The sequence below is a fragment of the Actinosynnema mirum DSM 43827 genome, from assembly GCF_000023245.1.
Classification (GTDB): domain Bacteria; phylum Actinomycetota; class Actinomycetes; order Mycobacteriales; family Pseudonocardiaceae; genus Actinosynnema; species Actinosynnema mirum.
On sequence record NC_013093.1, the window covers coordinates 2,067,883 to 2,090,343 of the forward strand.

The following is a 22,461-nucleotide window of genomic DNA, read 5'->3' on the forward strand; positions in this document are numbered from 1 at the left end:
GGCCCCCTTGTCGCTGGTGGGACGGCATCGGGTGGTGATCTTAGCGGGCGGTTCGGAGGGTTTACAACGTTGTGCCAACGATGTAAAAAGCGGGGGCGCAACCGTCCAGGGCGTTCTCCCGCCGCAGGCGCCTCCACCCGGCAGCTCCACCCCGCGCGTCCCCGTGCGCGGGTCCCTGCAAGCGAGTCCCCGGACCCACCGGAGTGTCCCCCCATGCGCAGATCCCTGTCCCGCGCCCTCTTAGCCCCGCTGGCGGCCCTGCTGGTCGTCGGCTCGGCCGCCCCGGCGCTCGCCCAACCGGCCGCCCCGGCGCAGTCCGCGGACGCCGCGCGACCGGCCGACGTGGCGCAGCCAGCCGACGTGGCCCAGCCGGCCGCCGCCGCCCAGCCGGCCGCCGCCGCCCAGCCGGCCGACGTGGCTCAACCGGCCGCCGCAGCCCAACCGGCCGCCGCAGCCCAGTCCGTCGACACCGCCCAGTCCGCCGCCCCCGAGCAGTCCGCCGACGTGGTGTGGCAGCCCAAGCCCGCGCCGCTGACCACGCCGTGGACGAGCCAGGTCTCGCCCACCAACGCCCTGCCCGAGTACCCGCGCCCCCAGCTGGTCCGGCCGGACTGGCAGAACCTCAACGGGGTGTGGGAGTTCGCGGGCGCGGCGAACCTGGACGACCCGCCGATCGGCCGCCCGCTCGCCGAGGGCGTCCTGGTGCCCTACGCGATCGAGTCGGCGCTGTCCGGCATCAAGCGGCACGAGGACAGCATGTTCTACCGGCGGACCTTCACCGTCCCCGCGGGCTGGGACGGGCGGCGGGTCAAGCTCAACTTCGGCGCCGTCACCTGGGAGAGCCGGGTCTGGGTCAACGGGACGCAGGTCGGCACGCACACCGGCGGGTTCGACCCGTTCTCGTTCGACGTCACCGGCGCGCTCCGCAGTGGTGGCAACGAGATCGTGGTCGGGGTCAACTCGCCCGTCGACGGCCAGCGCTACCCGATCGGCAAGCAGCGGCGGAACCCGGGCGGCATCTGGTACACGCCCGCGTCCGGGATCTGGCAGACCGTGTGGCTGGAACCCGTGGCCACCAACCACATCACGCGCCTGGACACCACGCCCGACGTGCCCGCCGGGGTGCTGGACCTGGTCGTGCGGGGCAGCGCGGGCCAGCAGGTGCAGGCCCAGGTGCTCAGCGGCGGGCAGGTCGTCGGCACGGCGTCCGGGACCGTCGGGCAGCACCTGCGGGTGCCGGTGCCGAACGCGCGGCTGTGGTCGCCGGACGACCCGTTCCTGTACGACCTGCGCGTCACGATGGCGGGCGGCGACGCGGTCACCGGCTACTTCGGGATGCGCTCGCTCGGCAAGGCCGTCATCGGCGGCGTGACCAGGCCGCTGCTGAACGGGGACTTCGTGTTCCAGCTCGGCACCCTGGACCAGGGCTACTGGCCGGACGGGGTCTACACCGCGCCCACCGACGCGGCGCTGCGCTCGGACCTGGAGCAGCAGAAGGCGTTGGGCTTCAACATGGTCCGCAAGCACATCAAGGTCGAACCGGCCCGCTGGTACTACTGGGCGGACAGGCTCGGGCTGATGGTGTGGCAGGACATGCCGTCGGTCGACTCGGTGGACGAGGCCCCGAACAGCCACGCCAACTACGAGTCCGAGCTGCGCCGGATGATCGAGAACCTCAAGGGGATCACGTCGATCGTGCAGTGGGTGCCCTTCAACGAGGGCTGGGGCGAGTACGACGCCGGGCGCATCACGGACCTGGTGCGGTCGCTGGACAGCACCAGGTTGATCAACCACAACTCCGGGTCCAACTGCTGCGTCTCCGACCCCGACCCCGGCAACGGGGACGTGATCGACGACCACGCCTACCAGATGTCGTCCGGCACCAGGCAGCCCGACGGGCGGATCGCGGTGCTCGGCGAGTACGGCGGGCTCGGGCGGCGGATCAGCGGGCACGAGTACCAGCCGGGCCAGGGCTTCGCCTACGGCGACCTGTTCCCCGACGAGAACTCGTTGACCAGCCGGTACGTCACGATCACCGAGGAGGTCGGGCGGTTCGTGCAGACGCGCGGGCTGTCGGCGTCGGTGTACACCGAGCCGTACGACGTGGAGAACGAGGTCAACGGCTTCCACACCTACGACCGCCAGGTGCTGAAGATGAACGCGGCGCAGGTGCGGGCGGTCAACCAGCGGGTCCTGGCGCGCGCCAGGGGGACCGAGGTCGGGCGGGACGAGCTGGTCTCGCTCAAGGTCGCCACCCCCGGCTTCACCACCCGCTTCCTGCGGCACCAGAACTCCCTCGCCCGCACCGACGTGCTCACCCCCGGCAGCGGCGAGGGCGCGACCAAGGACGCCACCTACCGGTTGCGCCCAGGGCTGGCCGACCCGGCCTGCTACTCCCTGGAGTCGCGGAACTTCCCCGGCAGCTACCTGCGGCACGCCTCGTCGCGGGTCCGGCTGGACGCCAACGACGGCAGCGCGCTGTTCGCCGGGGACGCGACGTTCTGCGCCCGCGACGGCTGGGGCGCGACGGCGTTCGAGTCCAAGAACCTGCCCGGCCACTTCCTGCGGCACTACAACGAGGGCGTGTACGTCGCCCGCAGCGGCGGCCCGAACCCGTGGGACGGCGCGGCGAGCTTCACCCAGGACACCACCTGGAACGTCACGATCCCGCTGTGGCGCAGCGGGGTCGACCTGCCCGTCGACCAGGCGCGCTCGCTCCGGGTGACCACCCCCGGCTTCACCGACCGGTTCCTGCGGCACCGGGACGGCCTGGCCCGCACGGACGTCGTCGGCTCCGCGAGCGACGCGACCACCAAGGCCGACGCGACGTTCGTGGTGCGGCGCGGGCTGGCCGACCCGTCCTGCTACTCGTTCGAGTCGCGGAACCTGCCCGGCCGGTTCCTGCGGCACGCCTCGTACCGGCTGCGCCTGGACACCAACCCGAACACCGACCTCTTCCGCCGGGACGCCACGTTCTGCGCCCAGCCGGGCGCCGGCGGCACGCGGCTGGCCTCGGTGAACGAGCTGGGGGCGAACGTCCGGCACTACAACGCGGAGGTGTGGGCGGCCAGCGACGGCGGGGCCCACGCGTACGACAACCCGGTCTCGTACGCCCAGGACGTGAGCTGGAGCTTCGACCAGCCCTGGACGCCCTGACCCGGTGAGGTGGGGCGCGGGCTCGTGATCCCGCGCCCCACCCGAACGTCCCACTCCGGTGCTCTGGACGCCCGAGAAGCGGTGCGCCACGCTCGGGAGGCGGTCGGGGGACCGAGCGGGAACCCGCCCGTCCTGTTGTTCGACAACGTTGTCACACAGAGAGGCCGTCGACGATGACCCTCCCGCGAGGCAGCACAGCACTGGCCGCCGCAGCACTGCTCGTGCTCGGAGCGGCCGTCCCAGCCCAGGCCCAGCCATCGTCCGGGAGCGCGGCGGAGGACCCCGTCACCCTGGTCAACCCGTTCGTCGGCACCCAGAACTTCGGCAACACCTTCCCCGGCGCGAGCGCCCCGTTCGGCATGGTCCAGGTCAGCCCGGACACCGGAGGCCAGGGCGGCTACGACTACCAGCAGGGCTTCATCCACGGCTTCAGCCAGACCCACCTGTCCGGCGTCGGCTGCCCCGTCGCGGGCGAGCTGCCGATCATGCCCACCACCGGCGCGGTCACCAGCACCGACCACAACGCCTACCGGTCCGCCTACAGCCACGACGACGAGGAGGCCGAACCCGGCTACTACCGCGTGGGCCTCCAGCGGTACGGCATCGGCGTCGAGCTGACCGCCACCCCGCGCACCGGCTGGCAGCGCTACTCGTTCCCGGCGGGCGCGAGCGGCAACGTGCTGCTCAACACCGGCAAGGCCAACCAGCAGGTGCTCGACTCGCAGGTGCGGGTGGTCGACGACCGGACCGTGGAGGGCCGGGTGCGGGCCGGGCGGTTCTGCGCCGGGCTGGACGAGCACACGGTGTACTTCACCGCCTCGTTCGACCGGCCGTTCCAGGCGTTCGGGACCTGGCGCGGCGGCTCGGTCGCGCCCGGCGCGCGGGAGGCGTCGGGCAGCGGCGGCAACGGGGCCTACGCCACGTTCGACACCACCGCCGACCGGGACGTCGTGGTCAAGGTCGGCCTGTCCTACACCGGGATCGAGGGCGCGCGGAAGAACCTGGCCGCCGAGACCGACGGCCACGACTTCGACGCCGCCCGCGCCGCGCTGCGGCGGACCTGGCAGGAGCAGCTGGGGCGCGTGGAGATCGGCGGCGGGACCCTGGAGCGCCGCAAGGCGTTCTACACCTCGCTCTACCACTCGGTGCTGCACCCGAACCTCGCCGGGGACGTGGACGGCCGCTACACCGCGTTCGGCGGGCAGGTGAAGCAGGCGCAGGACTTCACGCCGCACCAGAACTTCTCGCTGTGGGACACCTACCGCCCGCAGAACCAGCTCCTCGAACTCCTCGAACCCGAGGTGGCGCGGGACGTCGCGCTGTCGGTCCTCGCGGCGGGCCGCGACGGCGGCTGGCTGCCGAGGTGGGCGCTGGCCAACAGCGAGACCAACATCATGACCGGCGACCCGGTCACCCCCTTCCTGGTCGAGGCGTGGTCGCGCGGGCTGCTGAAGGGCCACGAGGCCGAGGCGTACGAGCTGCTCAAGCGCAACGCCACCAGCCTGCCGCCGGACGACTCGCCGTACAACGGGCGCTCCGGCGTCGAGCACTACCTGGAGCGCGGCTACGTGCCGTCCGGGCTGGAGAAGGGCGTGGACTGCCCCCACAAGGGCGGCGACAACGACTGCGCCCACCCGGCGTCCGCCACGCTGGAGTACGCGGCGGCCGACGCCGCGCTCGCCCTGATGGCGGAAGGGTTGGGGCAGAAGGAGGACGCGCGCACGTTCGCCGCGCGCGGCAAGTGGTACCGCAACCTCTGGGACTCCGGCACCAAGCACTTCCGGCCGCGCACCCAGGACGGCACCTGGCTCGCCCCGTACGACCCGGTCGAGGCGGGGCGCCAGTTCCACGAGGGCGGCGCGTACCAGTACCAGTGGCTCGTGCCGCAGGACCCGGACGGGCTGGTCGACCTGATGGGCGGGCGGCGCGAGGCCGAGCGCAGGCTCGACGCGTTCTTCGCCCACGACAAGCTGCTCGCCGACCCCGAGGGCACCGCGCGCACCGAGTGGATCACCCAGCCGTACGACTACTACGGCAAGCCGACCTACAACCCGAACAACGAGCCCGACCTGCACGCGCCGTACACCTACCTGTCGGTGGGCGCGCCCGCGAAGACCGCGACCGTGGTGCGGGCGGCCATGACCCTGTTCACCGACGGCCCGGACGGCATGACCGGCAACGACGACCTGGGCACGATGTCCGCCTGGTACGTGTTCTCCTCGCTGGGCCTGTACCCGACGATGAGCGGAGCCGGCTTCTTCGCCCTGTCCAGCCCGCAGTTCCCCAGCGCGACCGTCCACATCGGAGACAAGCGGTTCGCCATCACCGCGCCGGGGGCCAGCGACGCCAACCGCTACGTGCAGCGGGTGTCGTTGAACGGCAAGGACGTGCGCAAGACCTGGCTGTCCTGGGACGACGTGGCGCGGGGCGGCGCCCTCCAGCACCGGCTCGGCACGTCCCCGTCGACCTGGGGCACCTCCGTCGACGCCAGGCCGCCGTCGATCAGCCGGGGCCTGCCGGACACCCGCTCGCACCTGGACGCCTCGCTGCGGCCGTCGACCGCCGTGCTGCCGACCTCGGCCGAGCAGCGCACGGTGCCGTTCGCGCTGGACGTGCTCGCCCAGTCCCCGCTCGTGCTGCCGGTGTCGCTCACCGCGTCCGCGCCTCCGGGGTGGCGGGTTCCGCTGCGCCCCTTGGTGATCCCGTCCTTCACGCTGCCCGCGCAGCGCGAGGTCGAGGTCCCGGTGACCATCCCGGCGAACACCCCGCCCGGAACGTACGAGGTGACGGTGACCGCGCGCGGGCCCGACACCACCACGACGAAGGTCGCCGTGGAGATCAGGGAAGCGGCGGCGTGCGCGGCGAGCGGCGACGGGTGGTGCGCGGTCGACCTGTCCACCGCGCTCAACCACGACGGCGCGGCCACCGTCGCGGCCCCCGGCGAGGGCGACTTCGACGGCGGCGGCTGGAGCTACGACGCGGCGCTGCTGCCCACCGGTCAGGTGGTGTGGGGCGGGATCACCTACGTCGCCCCCGACACCTCCGGGACCGCGCCCAACTTCGTGGAGGCGCGCGGGCAGGCGCTGCTGCTGCCCGAGGGCAGGTACCCGGCGCTGAACCTGGTGGGCGCGGCGCACAACGGGCCCGTCGGCACGGCGGTGACCGTCCGCTACACCGACGGGACCAGCGCCTCCGCGCCGGTGGTCGTGGCCGACTGGGCCGGTTCGGGCAGCGCGGCCGTGCTGGAGATGCCGCACCGGATCAAGGCCGGCTCCGGGGTGGACTCGCCGCCGGTGCGGCTGTTCGGCCACCGCGTGGCGCTCGATCCGGCGAAGGTGGTTCAGTCGTTCGTGCTGCCTGCCGATCCCAGGGTCGAGGTGTTCGCGGCCACCCTCGGGTGATCACCGGGCACGCGGAGTCCCAGGGGGGTGAGGGCTGTGGTCGATTCGGGTGGCGTTCGCTGGTGCGAACCGGTGGCTCGTCATGCAGCCCTCGCCCCGGCCTCGGATGATCGGGGCCGAGCGGTAGCAGCGCGGTGGGAGGAGTCGTGCCGGTGTACGGGGTGTGGGACAGCCGCCCGTGGCGTGCCGACCTGCTGAACACCTTCCTGGTGCTCGACGTCCCCGAACTGCCGATGCGGGTGCTCGCGGTCGGATCGGGCATCGACCTGCGCCGAGCGGGTGAGGAGCTCAGCGCCGTCCTCGACCGGCCGCTGTGCGACGACGCCCCCGCGCGCCTGTCCAGGGTCGGCGGCGACCGGTTCCGGCTGCACCCGGAACCGGTCGCGCCCGACGAGTGGGACGACGCGGCGCTGCTGGTGGCCAGGCGGATCGGCGAGGACCTGCTGCGCACGCTGGCGAAGGTCGTGCCGGACGTCGCCGGGTTCGACCACGAGTGCGGCACGCTCGCCCTGCCGGAGGCCGAGTTCGCCGACGCGGCGGAGGCGGCGGCGTGGCCGGTGCGGCACCGGTGGCTGCTGCTGGGCGCGGTGCGCGCGGCGGTGAAGGCCGGGTGGCACACCCTGGCGGCGGCGCTGGCGGCGCGGATGTGGGTGGCGGCGTCGGTGGAGGCCGACCCCAAGTGGGCGGAGGAGCTGGCGCACTGGGGCACCGAGGCGGCGATCGAGTCCCGCCGGCCCGAGGCGCTGGCGGGGCTGCTGCGGCTGAGCGCGGTGTGGTTCGCCGACCACGGGGACTTCGTCACCGCCGAGGAGCACGGGGTGCGGGAGCTGCGCGCCCGGCGGCGGCTCGGCGACCCGGACGGCATCGCGGACGTGCTGTGGCGGCGGGCCGAGGTGTACCGGCGCTGGGGCAGGCTGCACCTGGCCCTGGACTGCTACCGGGACCTGGAGTTCCACTACCGCGAGCTGGCCGACGAGCGCGGCGGGGCGCGGGTGCGCGCGGCCACCGGGGTGGTGCTGCTCGCCGCCGCCAGGCCGGAGGCCGCGGTCGCGCAGCTGGAGCGGGCGGCGCGGGTGCTCGCGGACCTGCCCGGCGTCGGCGCGGGCGAGCGGGCCGGGGTGCTGGAGGAGCTGGGGAACGCGTTGTGGCGCATGGGTTCCGGCGACAAGGCGGTGCAGCGGTACCGGGACGCGCTGGCGCTGCTGGAGACCGGCGACGACGAGGCCGCCCGGCGGGTCCGGCGGTTGCTGGACCGCGCCGAGCGGACGTGACGGGTGGGTGTGATGGGCGGATGTGACTGGCGGATGTGACTGGCGGATGTGATGGGCCGGGGGCGAAGGGCCAACAGCGGCAGGCGGTTGGCGCCCCGGTCACCTGGCTGTGGCCGGTGGTCTCTGACTCGCCCTATTCGGGCGAGCCAGCTATTCGGGCGAGCCGGCTTTGAACACGTCCTCATCCCGGATCGGCTCCCCAGGCGGCTCGGTCGTGAGCAGCCGCAGCGCCTGCACGCACAGGAACACCTTCCGGTAGGGCCGGTCGTCCAGCGTCGTCACCAGCCCCAGCTCCAGCAGCCTGCGCGTCACGTCCGTGGCCGTCTTCGCGGTGAACCCGTAGCGCCGCACCAGCGCCGGGTGGGTCAGCACCGGGCTCGCCACCAGGTCGGCCGCCACGCGCCGGGCGCTGCGCGGGTGCGGCACCAGGTTCAGGTGGTGCGCCCGCAGCGCCGCCAGCTCCTCGATCAGGTTCGTCTGCGCCCTGGCCAGCTCGCGCACCCCGCGCGCGAAGAACTCCACCCACCCCGCCGGTGATCCGCGCAGCAGCGCGTCGCGCCGGTCCGCGTGCGTGTCCAGCCACACCGACAGCGGCAGGATCTGGTCGCGCAGCAGCCCCGACCCGACCAGCCGCAGCGAGGTGACCGCGGCGGCGGCGTCCGGGAACGGCGGGTGCAGCGCCAGCAGCCGGTGCTCCAGCGCGAGCCGCGCGATGCGGGGAAGCGGTTCGAGCGCGCGCGTGGACACCGACCAGGTGCGCAGCGCCGTCGACCCGGCCAGCGGCGGCGCGCCCCTGCCGTGCGCCCGGACCGCGCCCACCTCGGCCAGCAGCTGCACGTCCAGCGCCCGCCCGCGCGCCAGCAGGTCCGCCCCCAGCTCCAGCGCGGCCAGGTAGCGGTCGAACGGCGGGTGCGCGCCCTCCGAGACCGGGGAGGGCGGCACGTCCTGCTCGTCCTCCCCAGGGGACACCGCGCGCAGCAGCAGGTCCGGCGGCGTCCCGGTGCCGAGGTCGGCGAACAGCCAGGCGTCCACCAGGTCCGCGCTGCGGCCCGCCCGCGCCGCCGCGCCCCTGGCGTCGCGGATGCGGGCGCAGCGGGCCAGCACCGAGCGGTCCGGGAGGCGCCACGCGGCCTCGTCCAGCCCGCCCAGCGCGTGCTCGGCCTCGCCCAGCAGCCGCTGCACCGGGATGGGCAGCGGCGGGCCCACGAAGTCGGGGTCGGTGGGACCACCTGGTCGGTCGGTCATGGTCGGGAAGGGTGGCCGATGGGCGGTGGGGGCCTCAAGTGGTCGCCGTCCCCGGTGATCGCCGCCGGAGCGGGCGCGGTGAACGTGCATCCGCCCGTGCGCCTGCACTCCCGGTGACGGTCCTGGCGATCAACGCAGGTCGGGTGCGGTGCACCCGTCACGGACCGCAGTTCTGCGGCGCTCGCGGAGCATCGGCGGTGGAAGCAAAGCCCCTCGGGAGGCGAGCGATTCCGGCACGAGACGCATCGGAGTCCACTCGATGGTGTGACGCCCGTGCGGGGTGGCCCAGGACGTGGGCACTTATTCACACTGTCAACGGTCGTTCACTCTGAAGTGGCCAGTGACGTGCGATTCTGTGTTCGTGTGGTGACCCTGCGCTGCACTTTGCCGGAGAGGATTCCTCGAAAGTGGACACTCGACGTCGTTGGACGACCTGGCACCCGGTGGCGATGTTCACCGCGGTGGCCGCCCTCGCCGCGGCACTGCTGATCCCCGACCGCGCCGCGTCGGGGGCCGCCGCCCCGCTCACCGTCACGCAGGCCGTCGCCCAGCAGGGCGGCTCCACGGCCACCGTGCGCGGCTACGTCGTCGGCCAGCCGACGGCCACCAGCACCGTCGTGCGGGCGAACTTCCCGAACGACTACGCCCTCGCCCTCGCCGACTCGCCCACCCAGACCTCCACCGGCCAGATGCTCTACGTCCAGATCACCGCGTCGTTCCGCGCCGCGTGGGGCCTGAAGAGCAACCCTGGCCTGCTGGGCGCCCGGATCGACGTCACCGGCCCCCTCAACGCCTACTTCTCGCACGCGGGCCTGACCTCCCCGTCCGCGTTCGCCCGCGCCGACAGCGGCGGCGGCACCACCACGACCACCACGCGGGTCACCACGACCACGCCCGGCGTCACCACCACGACCCGGCCCGGCGGGAACGACTCCTACTACCAGGCCGCGATCGGCAAGACCGGCTCCGCGCTGAAGTCCGCGCTGCACACCATCATCAGCACCGGCGCGCGCAAGCTCAGCTACGACCAGGTGTGGGAAGCGCTGCGCAACACCGACCAGGACCCCGGCAACAGCAACAACGTCGTCCTGCTGTACTCCGGCCGCTCCCAGTCCAAGACCGCCAACGGCGGCAACCCCGACGACTGGAACCGCGAGCACGTCTGGGCCAAGTCACACGGCGACTTCGGCACCGCCACCGGTCCCGGCACCGACCTGCACCACCTGCGCCCCGAGGACGTGTCGGTCAACTCCGAGCGCGGCAACAAGGACTTCGACAACGGCGGCACCGCCGTCGGCGAGGCTCCCGGAAACCGCACCGACTCCGACTCGTGGGAGCCGCGCGACGCCGTCAAGGGCGACGTCGCCCGGATGATCTTCTACATGGCCGTCCGCTACGAGGGCACGGACGGCTGGCCGGACCTGGAGGTCAACAACAGCGTCTCCAACGGCAGCAAGCCCAACATCGGCAAGCTGACCGTGCTCCTGCAGTGGCACGCCCAGGACCCGCCGGACTCCTTCGAGCAGCGGCGCAACCAGGTCATCCAGGACAGCTACCAGGGCAACCGCAACCCCTTCGTCGACCACCCGGAGTGGGTTTCCTCCATCTGGGGCTGATCGGGTTAAGGTCGCCCGCGTGATCCTCGGCGACGCGGTGCGGAAGCGGTGCGCGGTCCGGCCCCTCGCGGGGGCGGTCGCCGAACCGCTCCCGCGCCGCGTCGCCGCTGTCGTCCCAGGGGCGCTCGCCGACCGGGCCCGCGCCGCGTGGACCGGCGCCGACCGGACCGGCGCCGACCGGACCGGCGCCGACCGGACCGGCGCCGACCGGACCCGTGCCGACCGGGTCCGTGCCGACCGGGTCCGTGCCGACCGGACCCCGGCCGCGTGACCGCCCGCGCCCGTCCCGCCCCCGGCCAGGTCGAGGCGGACTTCCTCGACGTCGTCGCCAGGGTCGCCGGACCCGTGCGCGGCGTCGGCCTGGTGCTGCTGAGCTCGTTCGGCGTGCTGTCCGTGCCCGACGCGCGCCTTCCCCTGGCGTTCGCGCTGTTCGGCCTGGTGCTGCTCGGCGCGGTCGTGGACTGCTGGAGCGCGGTCACCGGGCGCGGCGCGGTGCTGGCGTTCGTGTCCGCCGTCGCGCGGGCGGGCGCGGTGTGCGCCACCCAGGACCCGTCGAGCCAGTGGGCCCTCAACGTCCTCACCACTACCGCGATCACCCTGCAGTGGGAGTGGTCGCCGAAGGTGACCGTGCCCGCGACCGCCGCCCTGCTCGCCGTCTACCTGGTCGGCGGCGAGGGCGGCGGCACGGCGGTGCTGCGGGTCGTGGTCGAGTGCGTGCTGGCTCGGCTGGCGTTCGAGCTGCTGCGGCGCTCCACCGGCCGCGTCGACCGGCTGCGCGCGAAGCGGGCCGCCCTGGAGCGGGCCGAGGCGCTGGCGGTGCAGCGGCGCAGGCAGGAGCGCGAGTACCTGGCGCTGCTGCACGACACCGCCTCGGCGACGTTCCTGGTCGTCGCGGTGCACGGCGGCGACCCCGACGAGGTCGCGGGCTACGCGCGGCGCGACCTCGCCGTGCTCACCGCGCCCGGCGGCGGCGAGGCGGGCGGGGTCGTGGACCTCGGGTCCTCGCTGCGGGCGCTGGCCCTGCGCGGGCCGGTGCGGTTCGACACCCGGTTCGAGGACGCGCTCGTGCCGACCGGGGTGGCGCTGGCGCTGGTCAGGGCGGTGCGCGAGGCGGTGGCGAACGTGGAGCGGCACGCGGGCGTCGACTCCGCCGAGCTGGTCGTGCGGGCGCGGGGGAGCGGCGGGGTGCTGGTGGAGGTGCGCGACGGCGGGCGCGGGTTCGACCCCGGCGCGGTGCCCGAGCACCGGCGCGGCATCCGGGGGTCGCTGGTCGAGCGGATGGCCGCGGTCGGCGGGCGCGCCGAGGTGCGCTCGCGGCCGGGCGGCGGCACGGTCGTGCGGCTGACCTGGGACGGGGAGGACACCCGTGGCTGAGGCCCCGCCGCCACCGCAGGAGGTCGCCGACCGGGTGTTCGCGAACGTGCGCCTGCTGCTGCTGTGCGTCACCGGCGTGCTCCAGTTCGGCCTGTGCCTGCCGCCGCTGCTGGTGCACGACCACGCCCCGACGGCGTGGCTCGCCTACGCGGCGTTCTCCGCGGTCGTGCTCCTGTGCGCGGTGTGGGTCGCGCCGCGCCGCCCGCTGCCGACGCCGGTGGTGGCGCTCGGCGTGGTCGTGGTGCTCGCGTCCTCGGTGACCGCGACCTCGGCCCTGCCGGACGGCGGCCACTTCCAGGCGCCGCACTGGTCGTTCGGGCTGGTCGGCTGGCACCTGCTCCTGCTGCTGCTCGACCGGGTGCCGCTGCTGCTGTGCGCGTTCGCGGCGCACGTGGTCGACAGCGTCGTGCAGTTCGTGCTCGCCGACCTGCCCAAGCGGGTCGAGATCGGCGCGGCGGGCGCGGTGCTGCTCAGCGTCACCAGCTTCCAGCTCGCCATCCTGTGGATCACCCGCGTGCTGCACCGCAGCTCCCGCCAGGCCGCCGAGGCCGCCGCCGAGCAGGAGCGCGCCGCCACCCGCGTCGCGCTCGCCCGGCAGTCCGAGCTGGACCTGCGCGCGGGCTTCGCGGGCCAGCTCGGCGCGACCCTGCCGCTGCTCGCCGACCTCGCCGACGGGGTGCTCGACCCGCGCGACCCGGACACCCGGCTGCGCTGCTCGCTCGCCGCGACCCAGCTGCGCAGGCTGTTCGCCGAGAACGACGACGTGCCCGACCCGCTGGTGCACGAGGTGACCGCGTGCGTGGACGTCGCCGAGCGGCGCGGGGTCGCGGTGTCGCTGGCGGTCAGCGGGGCGGCGGTGCCGGTGCCCAAGGACGTGCGGCGGGAGCTGACCGGGCCGGTCGCGGTCGCGCTGTCGGCGGCGCGGGAGCGGGCGCGGGTCAGCCTGCTGCGCACCGGTGGCGAGGTGCGCGTGGCGGTGGTCGCGGACGCCGGGGTGCGGGTCGTGGCGCAGTCGCCGCGCGTCGAGGTCGAGTGCGGCACGTACGGTGAGCACACCCGGATGGAGGCGAGGTGGCGGAGCGAGTGAGCGCCGACAGCGGAGGTCCCGGCGGCGGAGCCGGGAGCGCGCCAGGGGGTGCGTCCGGTGGCGTGCCGGGGCGGGTGTCCGGCGACGCGCCCGGCGGTGCGCCCGGCGGTCCGGTCGGGGACGCGCCGATCAGCGCCGTCGTGGTGGACGACCACCCGGCGGTGCGCGCGGGCGTGGCGTACTGGCTGCTGTCCGGGACGCCGCCGATCGCCGTCGCGGCCAGCGGCGACGACGTCAAGGCCGCCTGGCTGGACGAGGGCGCGCGCGCCGACGTGGTCATCCTCGACCTGCACCTCGGTGGGCCCACGCCCGTGCTCGGCGACCTGCGCAGGCTCGTGGAGGCCGGACGCCGGGTCGTCGTGTACTCGATGCGCGCCGACGACGACATCGCGCTGCAGTGCCTCGAACTGGGCGCGCTGTGCTACCTGACGAAGGCCGAGGGCGCCGAGCACCTCGTGCAGGCCACCCGCGCGGCGGCGCAGGGGCGGGCGTACACGCCGCCGTCGCTGGCGGGCGCGCTCGCGGGCGACCGCTCGGACACCCGGCCCGCGCTGTCCGCGCGGGAGACCGAGGTGCTGGTGGAGTGGTTCCAGTCCGAGTCGAAGGACTACGTCGCGCAGCGGCTCGGGATCTCGCTGAGCACGGTCAACTCGCACCTGGAGCGCATCCGGATCAAGTACGCGCTGATCGGCCGGGAGGCCCCGACCAAGGCGGCGCTGGTGGCGCGCGCGATCCAGGACGGGCTGATCGGGATCGACGACCTGTGACCCGGTTCCCCAAGATCAGCCCGCTCAAACCGAGAGCCTGATCACGGCCCGTTCTCAGGGGTTGCGGCGGCTTGTGGTGCGAACGACCGACAGCCTGTCCGGCTCACCGGGAATACCGTCGGCCCGTCCGACGAGAACCTGAGGAGCCCGGCGTGAAGTCCTTCCGCAGCAGCCTGTTCGCCGCAGTCGGCGCAGCCGCCGTCCTGCTGTCCGCCTGCGGCAGCGAGACGAGCGGCACGGCGCTGCCCGCGGCCGACGCCACCGCGTCCTCCACCGCCGAGGAGAGCGCCCCGACGTCGTCCTCGGCCGCGAAGTCCTCCGCCGCCAAGCCCACCGCCGCCGACGCGCCCGTCGCGTCCGGCGACGTGGCCGCGCCCGGCAGCGAGTTCGAGGTCGGCCAGCGCGCGGTGGTCAACTTCAAGTACGGCACCAGCAAGACCGGCGTCATCGCCATCACGGTCGACTCGATCGAGGCGGGCGACCCGGCGGACCTGGCCAAGTACGGCGACAAGGCCGCGGGCATCACGCCGTTCTACATCCGGGCCACCGTCGAGAACGTGGGCGGCACCGACCTGGCGTACTCGTCGCTGCGCCTGCGCGGCATCAAGGCCGACGGCAAGACCAGCAGCGTGATCATCACCGGTGAGACGGACAACTGCCAGACCGTCAACGCCGGCAAGGACTTCACCACCGCCGGGGCCAAGTTCCAGACCTGCGTCCTGCAGGCGGGCAACGCCGCCGAGAAGATCACCGGCGCCAAGTACGACGCCGCCGAGGAGTACACGAAGTCGCCCGTGGTGTGGAAGGGATAGCCCGATCGCGGGATCGGATCGCTGCTAGGGTCCGCGGCGTCAGGTAGCCGAACGCCGGGGAGCCCAGGTCGTGTCCGCTTCCGTGTCTGTCCGTGGTCGGGAAATGGTCGTGTTCAGCGGGAGCGCGCACCCCGAGCTGGCGGAGGAGATCTGCGCCGAGCTGGGGGTGCCGCTGTCGCCGACGAGGGTGACGAGGTTCGCCAACGACTGCCTGGAAGTGCAGTTGCAGGCCAACTGCCGCGAGCGGGACGTGTTCATCGTCCAGCCGCTCGTGCCGCCGGTGCAGGAGAACCTGGTCGAGCTGCTGCTGATGTTGGACGCCGCGAGGGGTGCGTCCGCGTCGCGGACGACCGTGGTGATGCCGCACTTCGCGTACGCCAGGTCCGACAAGAAGGACGCGCCGAGGATCTCCATCGGGGCGCGGCTGGTGGCCGACCTGCTGGTGACGGCGGGTGCGAACCGGGTGCTGGCGATGACGCTGCACTCGCCGCAGGTGCACGGGTTCTTCTCGGTGCCGGTGGACCACCTGCACGCGCTGCACGAGCTGGCGGTGCACTTCCGGCGGTACGACCTGTCGAACGCGGTGGTGCTCTCGCCGGACCTGGGCAACGCGAAGGCCGCGTCCGCGTTCGCCCGGCTGCTCGGGGTGCCGGTGGCGGCGGGGGCGAAGCAGCGGTTCAGCGACGACCGGGTGGTCATCAGCTCGGTGATCGGGGACGTCCGGGGGAGGGACGTCATCGTGCTGGACGACGAGATCGCCAAGGGCAGCACGGTGATCGAGCTGATGGACCACCTCGCGGAGTTCGACGTCGCCTCGCTGCGGATCGCCTGCACGCACGGGCTGTTCTCGGACAAGGCGGTCGAGCGGATCGGGGAGCGGGACGAGGTGCTGGAGATCGTGTGCACGAACACGGTCCCGGTGCCGCGGGAGAAGCGCTCGGGGAAGCTGAAGGTGTTGTCGGTGGCGGGGCCGCTGGCGGAGGCGATGCGGCGCATCCACAACGGGGAGTCGGTGAGCGCGCTGTTCGAGCACTGAGGTGGCGCTGAGGTGGCGCGGGCGCGGTGAACCCCCTCCAGCGCAAGGGGTTCACCGCGCCCGACTGTCCACGAAGGACTGCGGTGGCTACCGGAACTCCGCCGTCACCAGCAGCCTCAGGTACGCCACCAGCCAGCTCTCCTCGCCGGGCGCCGCCGCGAAGGCCGACAGCAGCTCCGCCGCCTTCGCCAGCCCCACCCGGCGCAGCTCCGCCTCCGCCTCCGCCAACCGCCCCGGCATCGTCGCCGCCAGGTGCTCCAGGCCCCGGTGCGCCGCCTCCGCGCACAGCGACAGCGCCGACTCCAGCACCTCGGCCAGCACGTCCCGCCCCACGACCAGCCCGCCGACCAGCCCGCCGACGTCGCCGCCTGCCAGGTCGGGCACCACCGGGCCGTCCGGCGTCAGCACCGCGAACGGGGTGATCACCAGCCGCCCTCCGGTGCGGCTCAGCGCCCCGCTCACGTGCGTCGGCCCCGCCGCCAGCGCCCTGGCCAGCGCGTCCAGCGCCGCCGGGGTCGTGCTGCGGTAGGTGGCGCGCACCAGCGCCGTCGTGCCCGCCGCGTCCGCCACCACCGCCTCCAGCCGCTGCGCGCCGGGGTCGTACCCGATCGAGCGCACCGCGGCGACCTCCACCACCCGCACGTGCTCGGCCTCGACCCTGGCCCGCACCACGCGCGGCGGCAGCGCCGCCAGCTCCGCCCCGGCCGCCGCCAGGTCGCGCACCAGCACCGGCGCCCGCAGCCCCGTCCACGCCGAGCCCAGCGGCGTCACCGACGTCTTCGCCACCCGGCTCGCCGTCAACCGCACCACCCGGCTCGGGCTGCGCACCGCCGACTCCGACACCACGTTCGCCGCCGCCAGCGCGGCCAGCGTCGTCCCGGACAGCCTGCGCCCGGACAGGTCGTGCCCGGTCGGCCGCTCGTCCGCGCCGAGCTGCCACCGGTGCCGCAGCACCAGCACCCCGTCGCCGTCCGCGAAGAACACCTCCGCCGTGCGGTCCTCGCCGGTCCCGGTCACCCGGCAGCCCAGCGACGTCAACCGCACCCGCCGCATCGGCGTCTCGGCGGCCTCGTCGAAGCCCAGCACCGTCGAGCGCGGCCCGGTCGCCCGCGCCCGCGCGCGCACCTCCGCCACCAGCTCCGCGACCCGCTCCACCCGGTGCCTGGCCCCGCGCGCCCGGTACGCCGCCAGCTGCTCGGCCAGCTCCCCGACCGCGGCGGCGGGCCAGTGCATCCCGGCCGCCGTCAGGTCCCGCCGCGACCGCTCCAGCGCCGCGTCCAGCACCGGCCCGGTGTGCACCGCGCCCTCGCGCAGCAGCTGACCGGTCAGCTCCAGCGCCTCCGCCAGCGGGTCCGGCCCGTCACCGGACCCGCCCGGCCCGGCCGAACCGCCCGCGTCGAACCGCACCACCGGGTCCACGAACCCCTGCTCGTCCGCCTCCCGGAACGCCAGCACCGCCAGCGCCACCAGCTGGTCCCGCCGCAGCGCCGCCGCGTCCGTGCTCGCGTACCCCAGCTCGCCGGGCACCAGGAACCGCACCGTCGCCGACGGCAGCTCCGCCACCGCCACCGGGTCCCCGGCGCTCGCCCTGCGCAGCACCACCGGCACCCCGGACCGCAGCACCCGCCGCGCCGCCGCCACCGCCCGCTCGCCGAACGCCGCCACCAGCTCCGCGTCCGGCACCGACCCCGGCGACCAGGGCTCGAAGACCTCCTCCTCCGCACCCCCGTGCTCGCGCTGGTAGGCCAGCACCACCGCGATCCGGTGCCTGCACGCCCCGCGCGCCCCGCACGAGCACGACGCCGCGTCCAGCCCGGCGCCCGGCGGCAGCACCGCCGTCACCCCGTCCGGGAACACGCCGGTGACCGCGCCGTCGTCCGCCACCCCCAGCTCGGGCCCGGCGCCCGCCTCCACCTCGCGGGTCGCCCGCTTCACCAGGCCCCGGTTGGCCAGGTCGACCAGCGCCTCGGACGTCAGCGCCAACAGGTCGGCACGCCGCACTACCCCATCCTCTCCGCGACGAACTCCGCCAGCTCGCCCGGCGTCATCGCGCCCACGTGCGCGCCGACGTTCGCCAGCCTCTGCGCCATGTCCCGGTCGTAGGCGGGCGACGCCTCCTCGTCCAGCGCCGCCAGCCCCAGCACCTGCGTGCCCTGCGCGGCCAGGTCCCGCACCACGCGCACCAGCTTGCGCTCGTCCCCGCCCTCGTAGAAGTCGGTGATCAGCACGACGATCGACCGCCTCGGGTTCTCCACCAGGCCCGCCGCGTACGTCATCGCCTTCGCGATGTCCGTGCCGCCGCCCAGCTGCACCTTCATCAGCAGCTCGACCGGGTCGGTGACGTCGCTGGTCAGGTCCACCACCTGGGTGTCGAAGGCGACCAGGTGCGTCTTGAGGCCGGGCAGGTTCCACAGGCACGCCGCCGTCACCGCCGAGTGGATCACCGATCCGGCCATCGACCCGGACTGGTCCACCACCAGCACCAGCTGCCAGGAGTCCAGGTGCTTGCGGGTGCGGGAGGTGAACCTCGGCTCCTCGATGGAGATCCGCCGCGTCTCCGGCTGGTAGTGCGCCAGGTTCGCGCGGATCGTGCCCCGGAAGTCGAAGTTCCTGGCCTGCTTGAAGTTCGACCGCCTGCGCGAGCGGGCGCCGGTGAACGAGCGCCGCACCTCGCGGGCCAGCCGCGCCATCAGGTCCCGCACCACGGCCTCCACGATGCGCCGCGCCATCGCGAGCACCGCCGGGTTCATCAGGTGCTTGGTGCGCATGACCGCGCGCAGCAGCGCCACGCTCGGCTCGACCCGCTCCAGCACGCCGGGGTCGGTGACGACCTCGGTGATGCCGTAGGTCTCGACGGCGTCCCGCTCCAGCCGCTCGACCGTGCGGCGCGGGAACAGCCGGTGCACGTCGTCCAGCCAGTCCACCACCCGCAGCACCGAGTCGCCGCTGCCCGAGCGCCGCACGTCCCGCTCGTCGAGACCGTCGTCCCGCTCGTACAGCCAGGTGAGCGCGACGTCGCGGTCCAGCGCGTCGCCGCCCAGCCCGCCCGCGCACCCGTCGGCGGCGCTGCCCAGGACGAGCCGCCACCGCTCCATCTCGTCGCTCACGCCAACCCCTCCCTCGCCAGCAGCCCGTCCACGAACGCCTCCAGCGTGGTCGCCTCCACGTGCAGCGCCGGGTCCACCCGCGAGCGCACCAGCTCGCGCGCCGACCCGTCCACGCCCCGGTGCGCCAGCAGCAGCCCGGCGATGCGCTCCCGCTCGGCGGGCGGGAAGAACGCGAACGCCTGGCGCAGCGCGGGCAGCGCCTCCAGGAAGTCCTCGCCGGTGAAGCCCTCGACCACCTCGTCCAGCACCGCGATCACGCCCGGCGCGTCCAGGACCTCCTCGCGGGCGAGGGCGAACAGCCCGGCCAGCCAGTCGCCGACGACCGAGGCCGACGAGGTGCCGCGCACCGCGGCCTCCGGGTCGGCGTGCGCCCCCAGCGCCCAGGCCAGCCCGAACCCGGCGCCGCGCAGGTCCGGCGGCGAGCCGGGGTCGCGGCTGATCCGCAGGCCGACGTCCGCCACCGCGTCCCGGCCGAGGCCGAGCACGGCGGGCGCGTGCACCACGGTGTCGCGGACCGAGGTGAGCGCGGCGAGCCGGTGCGGCTCGGCCGGGGCCGTCGGGCCCCGCAGGCCCTCGGCCAGCCACAGCGCGCGCGTCACCCCGGCGTCCAGCACCTGGCCGAGGCGCGGGTCGCGGGCGGAGCCGAACACCCGGTCGTGCCGCCACAGGCCCAGCACGTCGGCCAGCACCCCGCCCAGCTCGACCAGGTCGGGTGCGCGGCCGACGCCCGCGACGAGCGTGTCGAGCACGTCGTCGGGCAGGTCGCCCACCCCGCACAGGGCGGTGTCGAACAGCAGCGCGGACAGGTCCCCGATCCCGGCGTCCCGAGCCCGCTCGCGCAGCACCGCGCCCGCCGCCTCGGCGGGGGTCGCGCCGTGCGCGGCGGCCTCGATGAGCGCGGGCACGCGGGTGTCCCGGTCGACCAGCCGCCACCGCTCCAGGACCTCGGGGTCACCGCCGCCCCCCGGCCCCGAGGTGCGCCCCAGTCCGGGGACGTCCAGCACGCGCAACCGGTGCAGCAACCTGCTGCGCTCCAGCCCGCGCGGGTCGGTCAGGTCGAGGTCGACGGTCCGGTCGCCGTCGAGGCCGAGCGCGGCCATCGCCTCCTGGACGCTCGCCACCAGCGGCGGCGCGGGCGTGTCCGGGTGCAGCCTGCCGACCCGGTCCCCGCTGAGCGCGGCGACCATCTCGACCACGGCCGGGTGCGCGCCGGGCGCGAGCACACCGCGCCGGGTCCACGGGGGCGGCTGGGTGAGGTCCTCGGAGACGAGCGCGGAGGTGAGCCCGTCGAGCACGTCGACCCGCGCGGGCACCGGGTGCCCGCGCAGCACGGCGAGCCCCTCGGCCTGGGTGCGGGCGGCGATGAGGTCGGCGGTGGACACCACCTGCTTGCGCTTGCGCAACCGCGTGACCACGGCTTCGAGCAGCCCCTCGGCGGCGCCGCGCCTCCCGGACTCCCAGAGCCGCTGGTAGTAGGCGGGGGAGGGCATCCCGGACTCGTAGCCGGTGAACGCGTCCAGGCGGCGGAAGGAGTACGGGACGAGGTAGCTGGCGCCGACCGAACCGGGAGCCGGTTGGGGCACCTCGGGCCAACCGGAGGGGGTGGGGGAGTCGAGGGCGGCCTTCGAGGGGGTGGGGTCGGCGACGGGTGGATGCCCGGCGTGGCCCCCGTCGAAGGGAGCCACCCTCGGGTCGGCCTCCCTGCCCGGCCCGGCCTCTCCGCTCGGCTCGGCCTCCCCGCCCTGCTCGTCGCCCCCGCCCGCCACCGGTGGCGCCAGAACCCCGCGGTCCACCCGCTCCGGGATCTGCCTGCCCTCCACCAGGGCGCGCAGCGCGGGCGTGTGGAAGCCGCCCGTCACCACGACCACCGGGGCGTCGCCCGCGTCCGCCAGGGCGGCGCGGACCCAGGACGCCATGTGCTCCTCGCGGGCCCGGTCGCCCGCGCTCGCCTCGGCGCCGCCGCGGATCAGGTCGAAGTACGCGTCCAGCCGCTCCGCCAGGCCCTCCCGGTCCGGGATCTCGAACAGGTGGTCCCACAGCGCGTCCACGTTGTCGACCGCGAACTCCGCGCACAGCAGCTCCACCGCCCGCGCGTGCCTGACCGCCGCGTCCGCGTACCGGTTCCGCACGTCCCAGAACGCCGGGTGCCAGGACGGCAGGTCGATGAACCGCACCTGCGCGCCCACCTCCCGGCCCGCGTTCAGCGCCACCCACTCCGGCGAGTAGTCGCAGAACGGGCTCCACGACGCGTGCGCCCGCTCCTCGTCGCGCCGGTAGCTGTACAGCGCGATCGGCAGCTCGTGCCCCAGCAGCAGCTCGTCCAACCGCCCGTTGACGTCGGCGGGCCCCTCCACGAGCACGTGCGCGGGCCGCAGCCCGCGGATCACCTCGTCGACCAGCGCGCTGCACGCGGGGCTGTGGTGCCGCACGCCCAGGTAGACCGCGCCCATCAGCCGGGCAGCAGGTGTCGGGCCCGGTGCAGCTCGGACCACTGCTCGCCCTTGCGGCGACCGGCCTGCTGCTCCAGGTAGCGCCGCAGCTTGGCCAGGTCGTCCGGGCTGTCCTTGGCCGCCGTGCCCGCCAGGCACTCGACCACGTCCGCCGCCGTGCCCGCCTCACCGCGCAGGTACCAGCCGCGCAGGCCCACCGCGTGCGCCACGGACACGGCCTCGGCCGTGCTCATCACCGTGCTGAGCCGGTCCGCCTGCCCGCTGCCGCCCTCGCGCAGGTCGCGGAACGTGCGCACCAGCACCTCCAGCACGTCCCGGCGCGGCGGAACGCCCACCCCGGACCGCTCCAGCAGCTTCGCCGACTCCTGCTCGACCAGCTCCAGCTCGGTGCGCAGGTCCGCGATCGGGAACACGGTCTCGAAGTTGAACCGCCGCTTCAGCGCCGCGCTCATCTCGTTCACGCCCCGGTCGCGGGTGTTCGCGGTGGCGATGACGTTGAACCCGGCCTTCGCGAACACCATGCTGTCGCGCCCGATCAGCTCCGGCACCGCCACGACCCGCTCGGACAGCAGCGACAACATGCAGTCCTGCACCTCGAGGGGGCAGCGGGTGATCTCCTCGAACCGCACCACCTTGCCCTCGGCCATGCCGCGCAGCATCGGCGCGGGCACCAGCGAGCGCGGCGACGGGCCCTCGGCGACCAGCAGCGCGTAGTTCCACGAGTACTTGATCTGGTCCTCGGTGGTGGCCGCGCCGCCCTGGATGGTCAGCGTCGACTCGCCGCACACGGCCGCCGCGATCAGCTCGGACAGCAGCGACTTGGCGGTGCCCGGCTCGCCGACCAGCATCAGGCCCCGGCTGGTGGCCAGGGTGACGAGCGAGCGGTCGACCAGCGACGGGTCGCCGACGAACTTGCGGCTCACCCCGAGCTTGTCGTCGCCCACCACGAACCGGCGGGCGGCGTCCAGGCTCAGCGCCCAGCCCGGCGGCCGGTGCGCTCGGTCGGACTCGCGCAGCCTGGCCAGCTCGTCGGCGAACCGCACCTCGGCTGGCGGGCGCTGCAGGTCGTCGGGGAAGTCGGTGTCGGACACGGCGGAACCCTCGGTCTCCTCGGTGCGGGCGGGTGGTCTTCGTGCGGG

At 74.6% G+C, this 22,461-nt stretch carries 14 protein-coding genes and 2 pseudogenes; 11 read left to right on the top strand and 5 right to left on the bottom strand.

Annotation, left to right across the window (positions count from 1 at the left end; all coding sequences use genetic code 11):
- The first annotated feature begins 213 nt into the window (after positions 1-213).
- The 3 genes from AMIR_RS09395 to AMIR_RS09405 all read left to right on the top strand — a co-directional run bounded on the left by AMIR_RS09395 (position 214) and on the right by AMIR_RS09405 (position 7,828).
- On the top strand, positions 214-3,156 hold the full coding sequence (locus AMIR_RS09395; protein WP_015800709.1) for an AbfB domain-containing protein: 2,943 nt from the start codon (positions 214-216) through the stop codon (positions 3,154-3,156).
- A gap of 173 nt (positions 3,157-3,329) precedes the next feature.
- Complete coding sequence (locus AMIR_RS09400; RefSeq protein WP_015800710.1) at positions 3,330-6,557, top strand: GH92 family glycosyl hydrolase; 3,228 nt, start codon at positions 3,330-3,332, stop codon at positions 6,555-6,557.
- 146 nt (positions 6,558-6,703) lie between these two features.
- Positions 6,704-7,828 (top strand): hypothetical protein, encoded by a 1,125-nt coding sequence (locus AMIR_RS09405; protein ID WP_015800711.1) that lies wholly within the window; start codon positions 6,704-6,706, stop codon positions 7,826-7,828.
- A gap of 150 nt (positions 7,829-7,978) precedes the next feature.
- On the opposite strand, the gene AMIR_RS09410 is transcribed toward AMIR_RS09405, so the two are convergent.
- The gene (locus tag AMIR_RS09410) at positions 7,979-9,073 is read right to left on the bottom strand and encodes a Fic family protein (protein ID WP_015800712.1); all 1,095 of its coding nucleotides are present in this window, start codon (positions 9,071-9,073) and stop codon (positions 7,979-7,981) included.
- A gap of 449 nt (positions 9,074-9,522) precedes the next feature.
- Between AMIR_RS09410 and AMIR_RS43035 the strand changes: the two are divergent.
- The 8 genes and pseudogenes from AMIR_RS43035 to AMIR_RS09445 form a co-directional block, all read left to right on the top strand.
- A pseudogene (locus AMIR_RS43035) lies at positions 9,523-9,894 on the top strand (DUF6359 domain-containing protein); the annotation flags it as partial.
- A gap of 105 nt (positions 9,895-9,999) precedes the next feature.
- Positions 10,000-10,689 (top strand): annotated as a pseudogene (locus AMIR_RS43040) (endonuclease I family protein); the annotation flags it as partial.
- A gap of 19 nt (positions 10,690-10,708) precedes the next feature.
- On the top strand, positions 10,709-10,960 hold the full coding sequence (locus AMIR_RS40100; protein WP_015800715.1) for a hypothetical protein: 252 nt from the start codon (positions 10,709-10,711) through the stop codon (positions 10,958-10,960).
- Positions 10,957-12,063: a sensor histidine kinase gene (locus AMIR_RS09425; protein WP_015800716.1), complete on the top strand. Its 1,107-nt coding sequence runs from the start codon at positions 10,957-10,959 to the stop codon at positions 12,061-12,063. Before AMIR_RS40100 ends, AMIR_RS09425 begins: the two co-directional genes overlap by 4 nt.
- A complete protein-coding gene (locus tag AMIR_RS09430; protein WP_015800717.1) occupies positions 12,056-13,150 on the top strand; it encodes a hypothetical protein in 1,095 nt (364 codons plus the stop codon). Before AMIR_RS09425 ends, AMIR_RS09430 begins: the two co-directional genes overlap by 8 nt.
- Before the next feature lie 128 nt (positions 13,151-13,278).
- Entirely contained in the window at positions 13,279-13,917 is a 639-nt protein-coding gene (locus AMIR_RS09435; protein WP_041837529.1) for a response regulator transcription factor, read from the top strand.
- A gap of 152 nt (positions 13,918-14,069) precedes the next feature.
- Positions 14,070-14,729: a hypothetical protein gene (locus tag AMIR_RS09440; RefSeq protein ID WP_015800719.1), complete on the top strand. Its 660-nt coding sequence runs from the start codon at positions 14,070-14,072 to the stop codon at positions 14,727-14,729.
- 103 nt (positions 14,730-14,832) lie between these two features.
- On the top strand, positions 14,833-15,765 hold the full coding sequence (locus AMIR_RS09445; protein ID WP_041836672.1) for a ribose-phosphate diphosphokinase: 933 nt from the start codon (positions 14,833-14,835) through the stop codon (positions 15,763-15,765).
- A gap of 87 nt (positions 15,766-15,852) precedes the next feature.
- Here the strand turns inward: AMIR_RS09445 and AMIR_RS09450 are convergent, their stop codons facing one another.
- From AMIR_RS09450 to AMIR_RS09465, 4 genes are read right to left on the bottom strand one after another with little or no spacing between them, the layout of a single operon-like run.
- Positions 15,853-17,766: an SWIM zinc finger family protein gene (locus AMIR_RS09450; protein WP_015800721.1), complete on the bottom strand. Its 1,914-nt coding sequence runs from the start codon at positions 17,764-17,766 to the stop codon at positions 15,853-15,855.
- Entirely contained in the window at positions 17,766-18,872 is a 1,107-nt protein-coding gene (locus AMIR_RS09455; protein WP_015800722.1) for a VWA domain-containing protein, read from the bottom strand. Before AMIR_RS09455 ends, AMIR_RS09450 begins: the two co-directional genes overlap by 1 nt.
- Positions 18,869-21,322, bottom strand: coding sequence for a DUF5682 family protein (locus AMIR_RS09460; protein WP_015800723.1), 2,454 nt, complete (start codon positions 21,320-21,322; stop codon positions 18,869-18,871). Before AMIR_RS09460 ends, AMIR_RS09455 begins: the two co-directional genes overlap by 4 nt.
- The gene (locus AMIR_RS09465; protein WP_015800724.1) at positions 21,322-22,413 is read right to left on the bottom strand and encodes an ATP-binding protein; all 1,092 of its coding nucleotides are present in this window, start codon (positions 22,411-22,413) and stop codon (positions 21,322-21,324) included. Before AMIR_RS09465 ends, AMIR_RS09460 begins: the two co-directional genes overlap by 1 nt.
- Between the last annotated feature and the right edge of the window lie 48 nt (positions 22,414-22,461).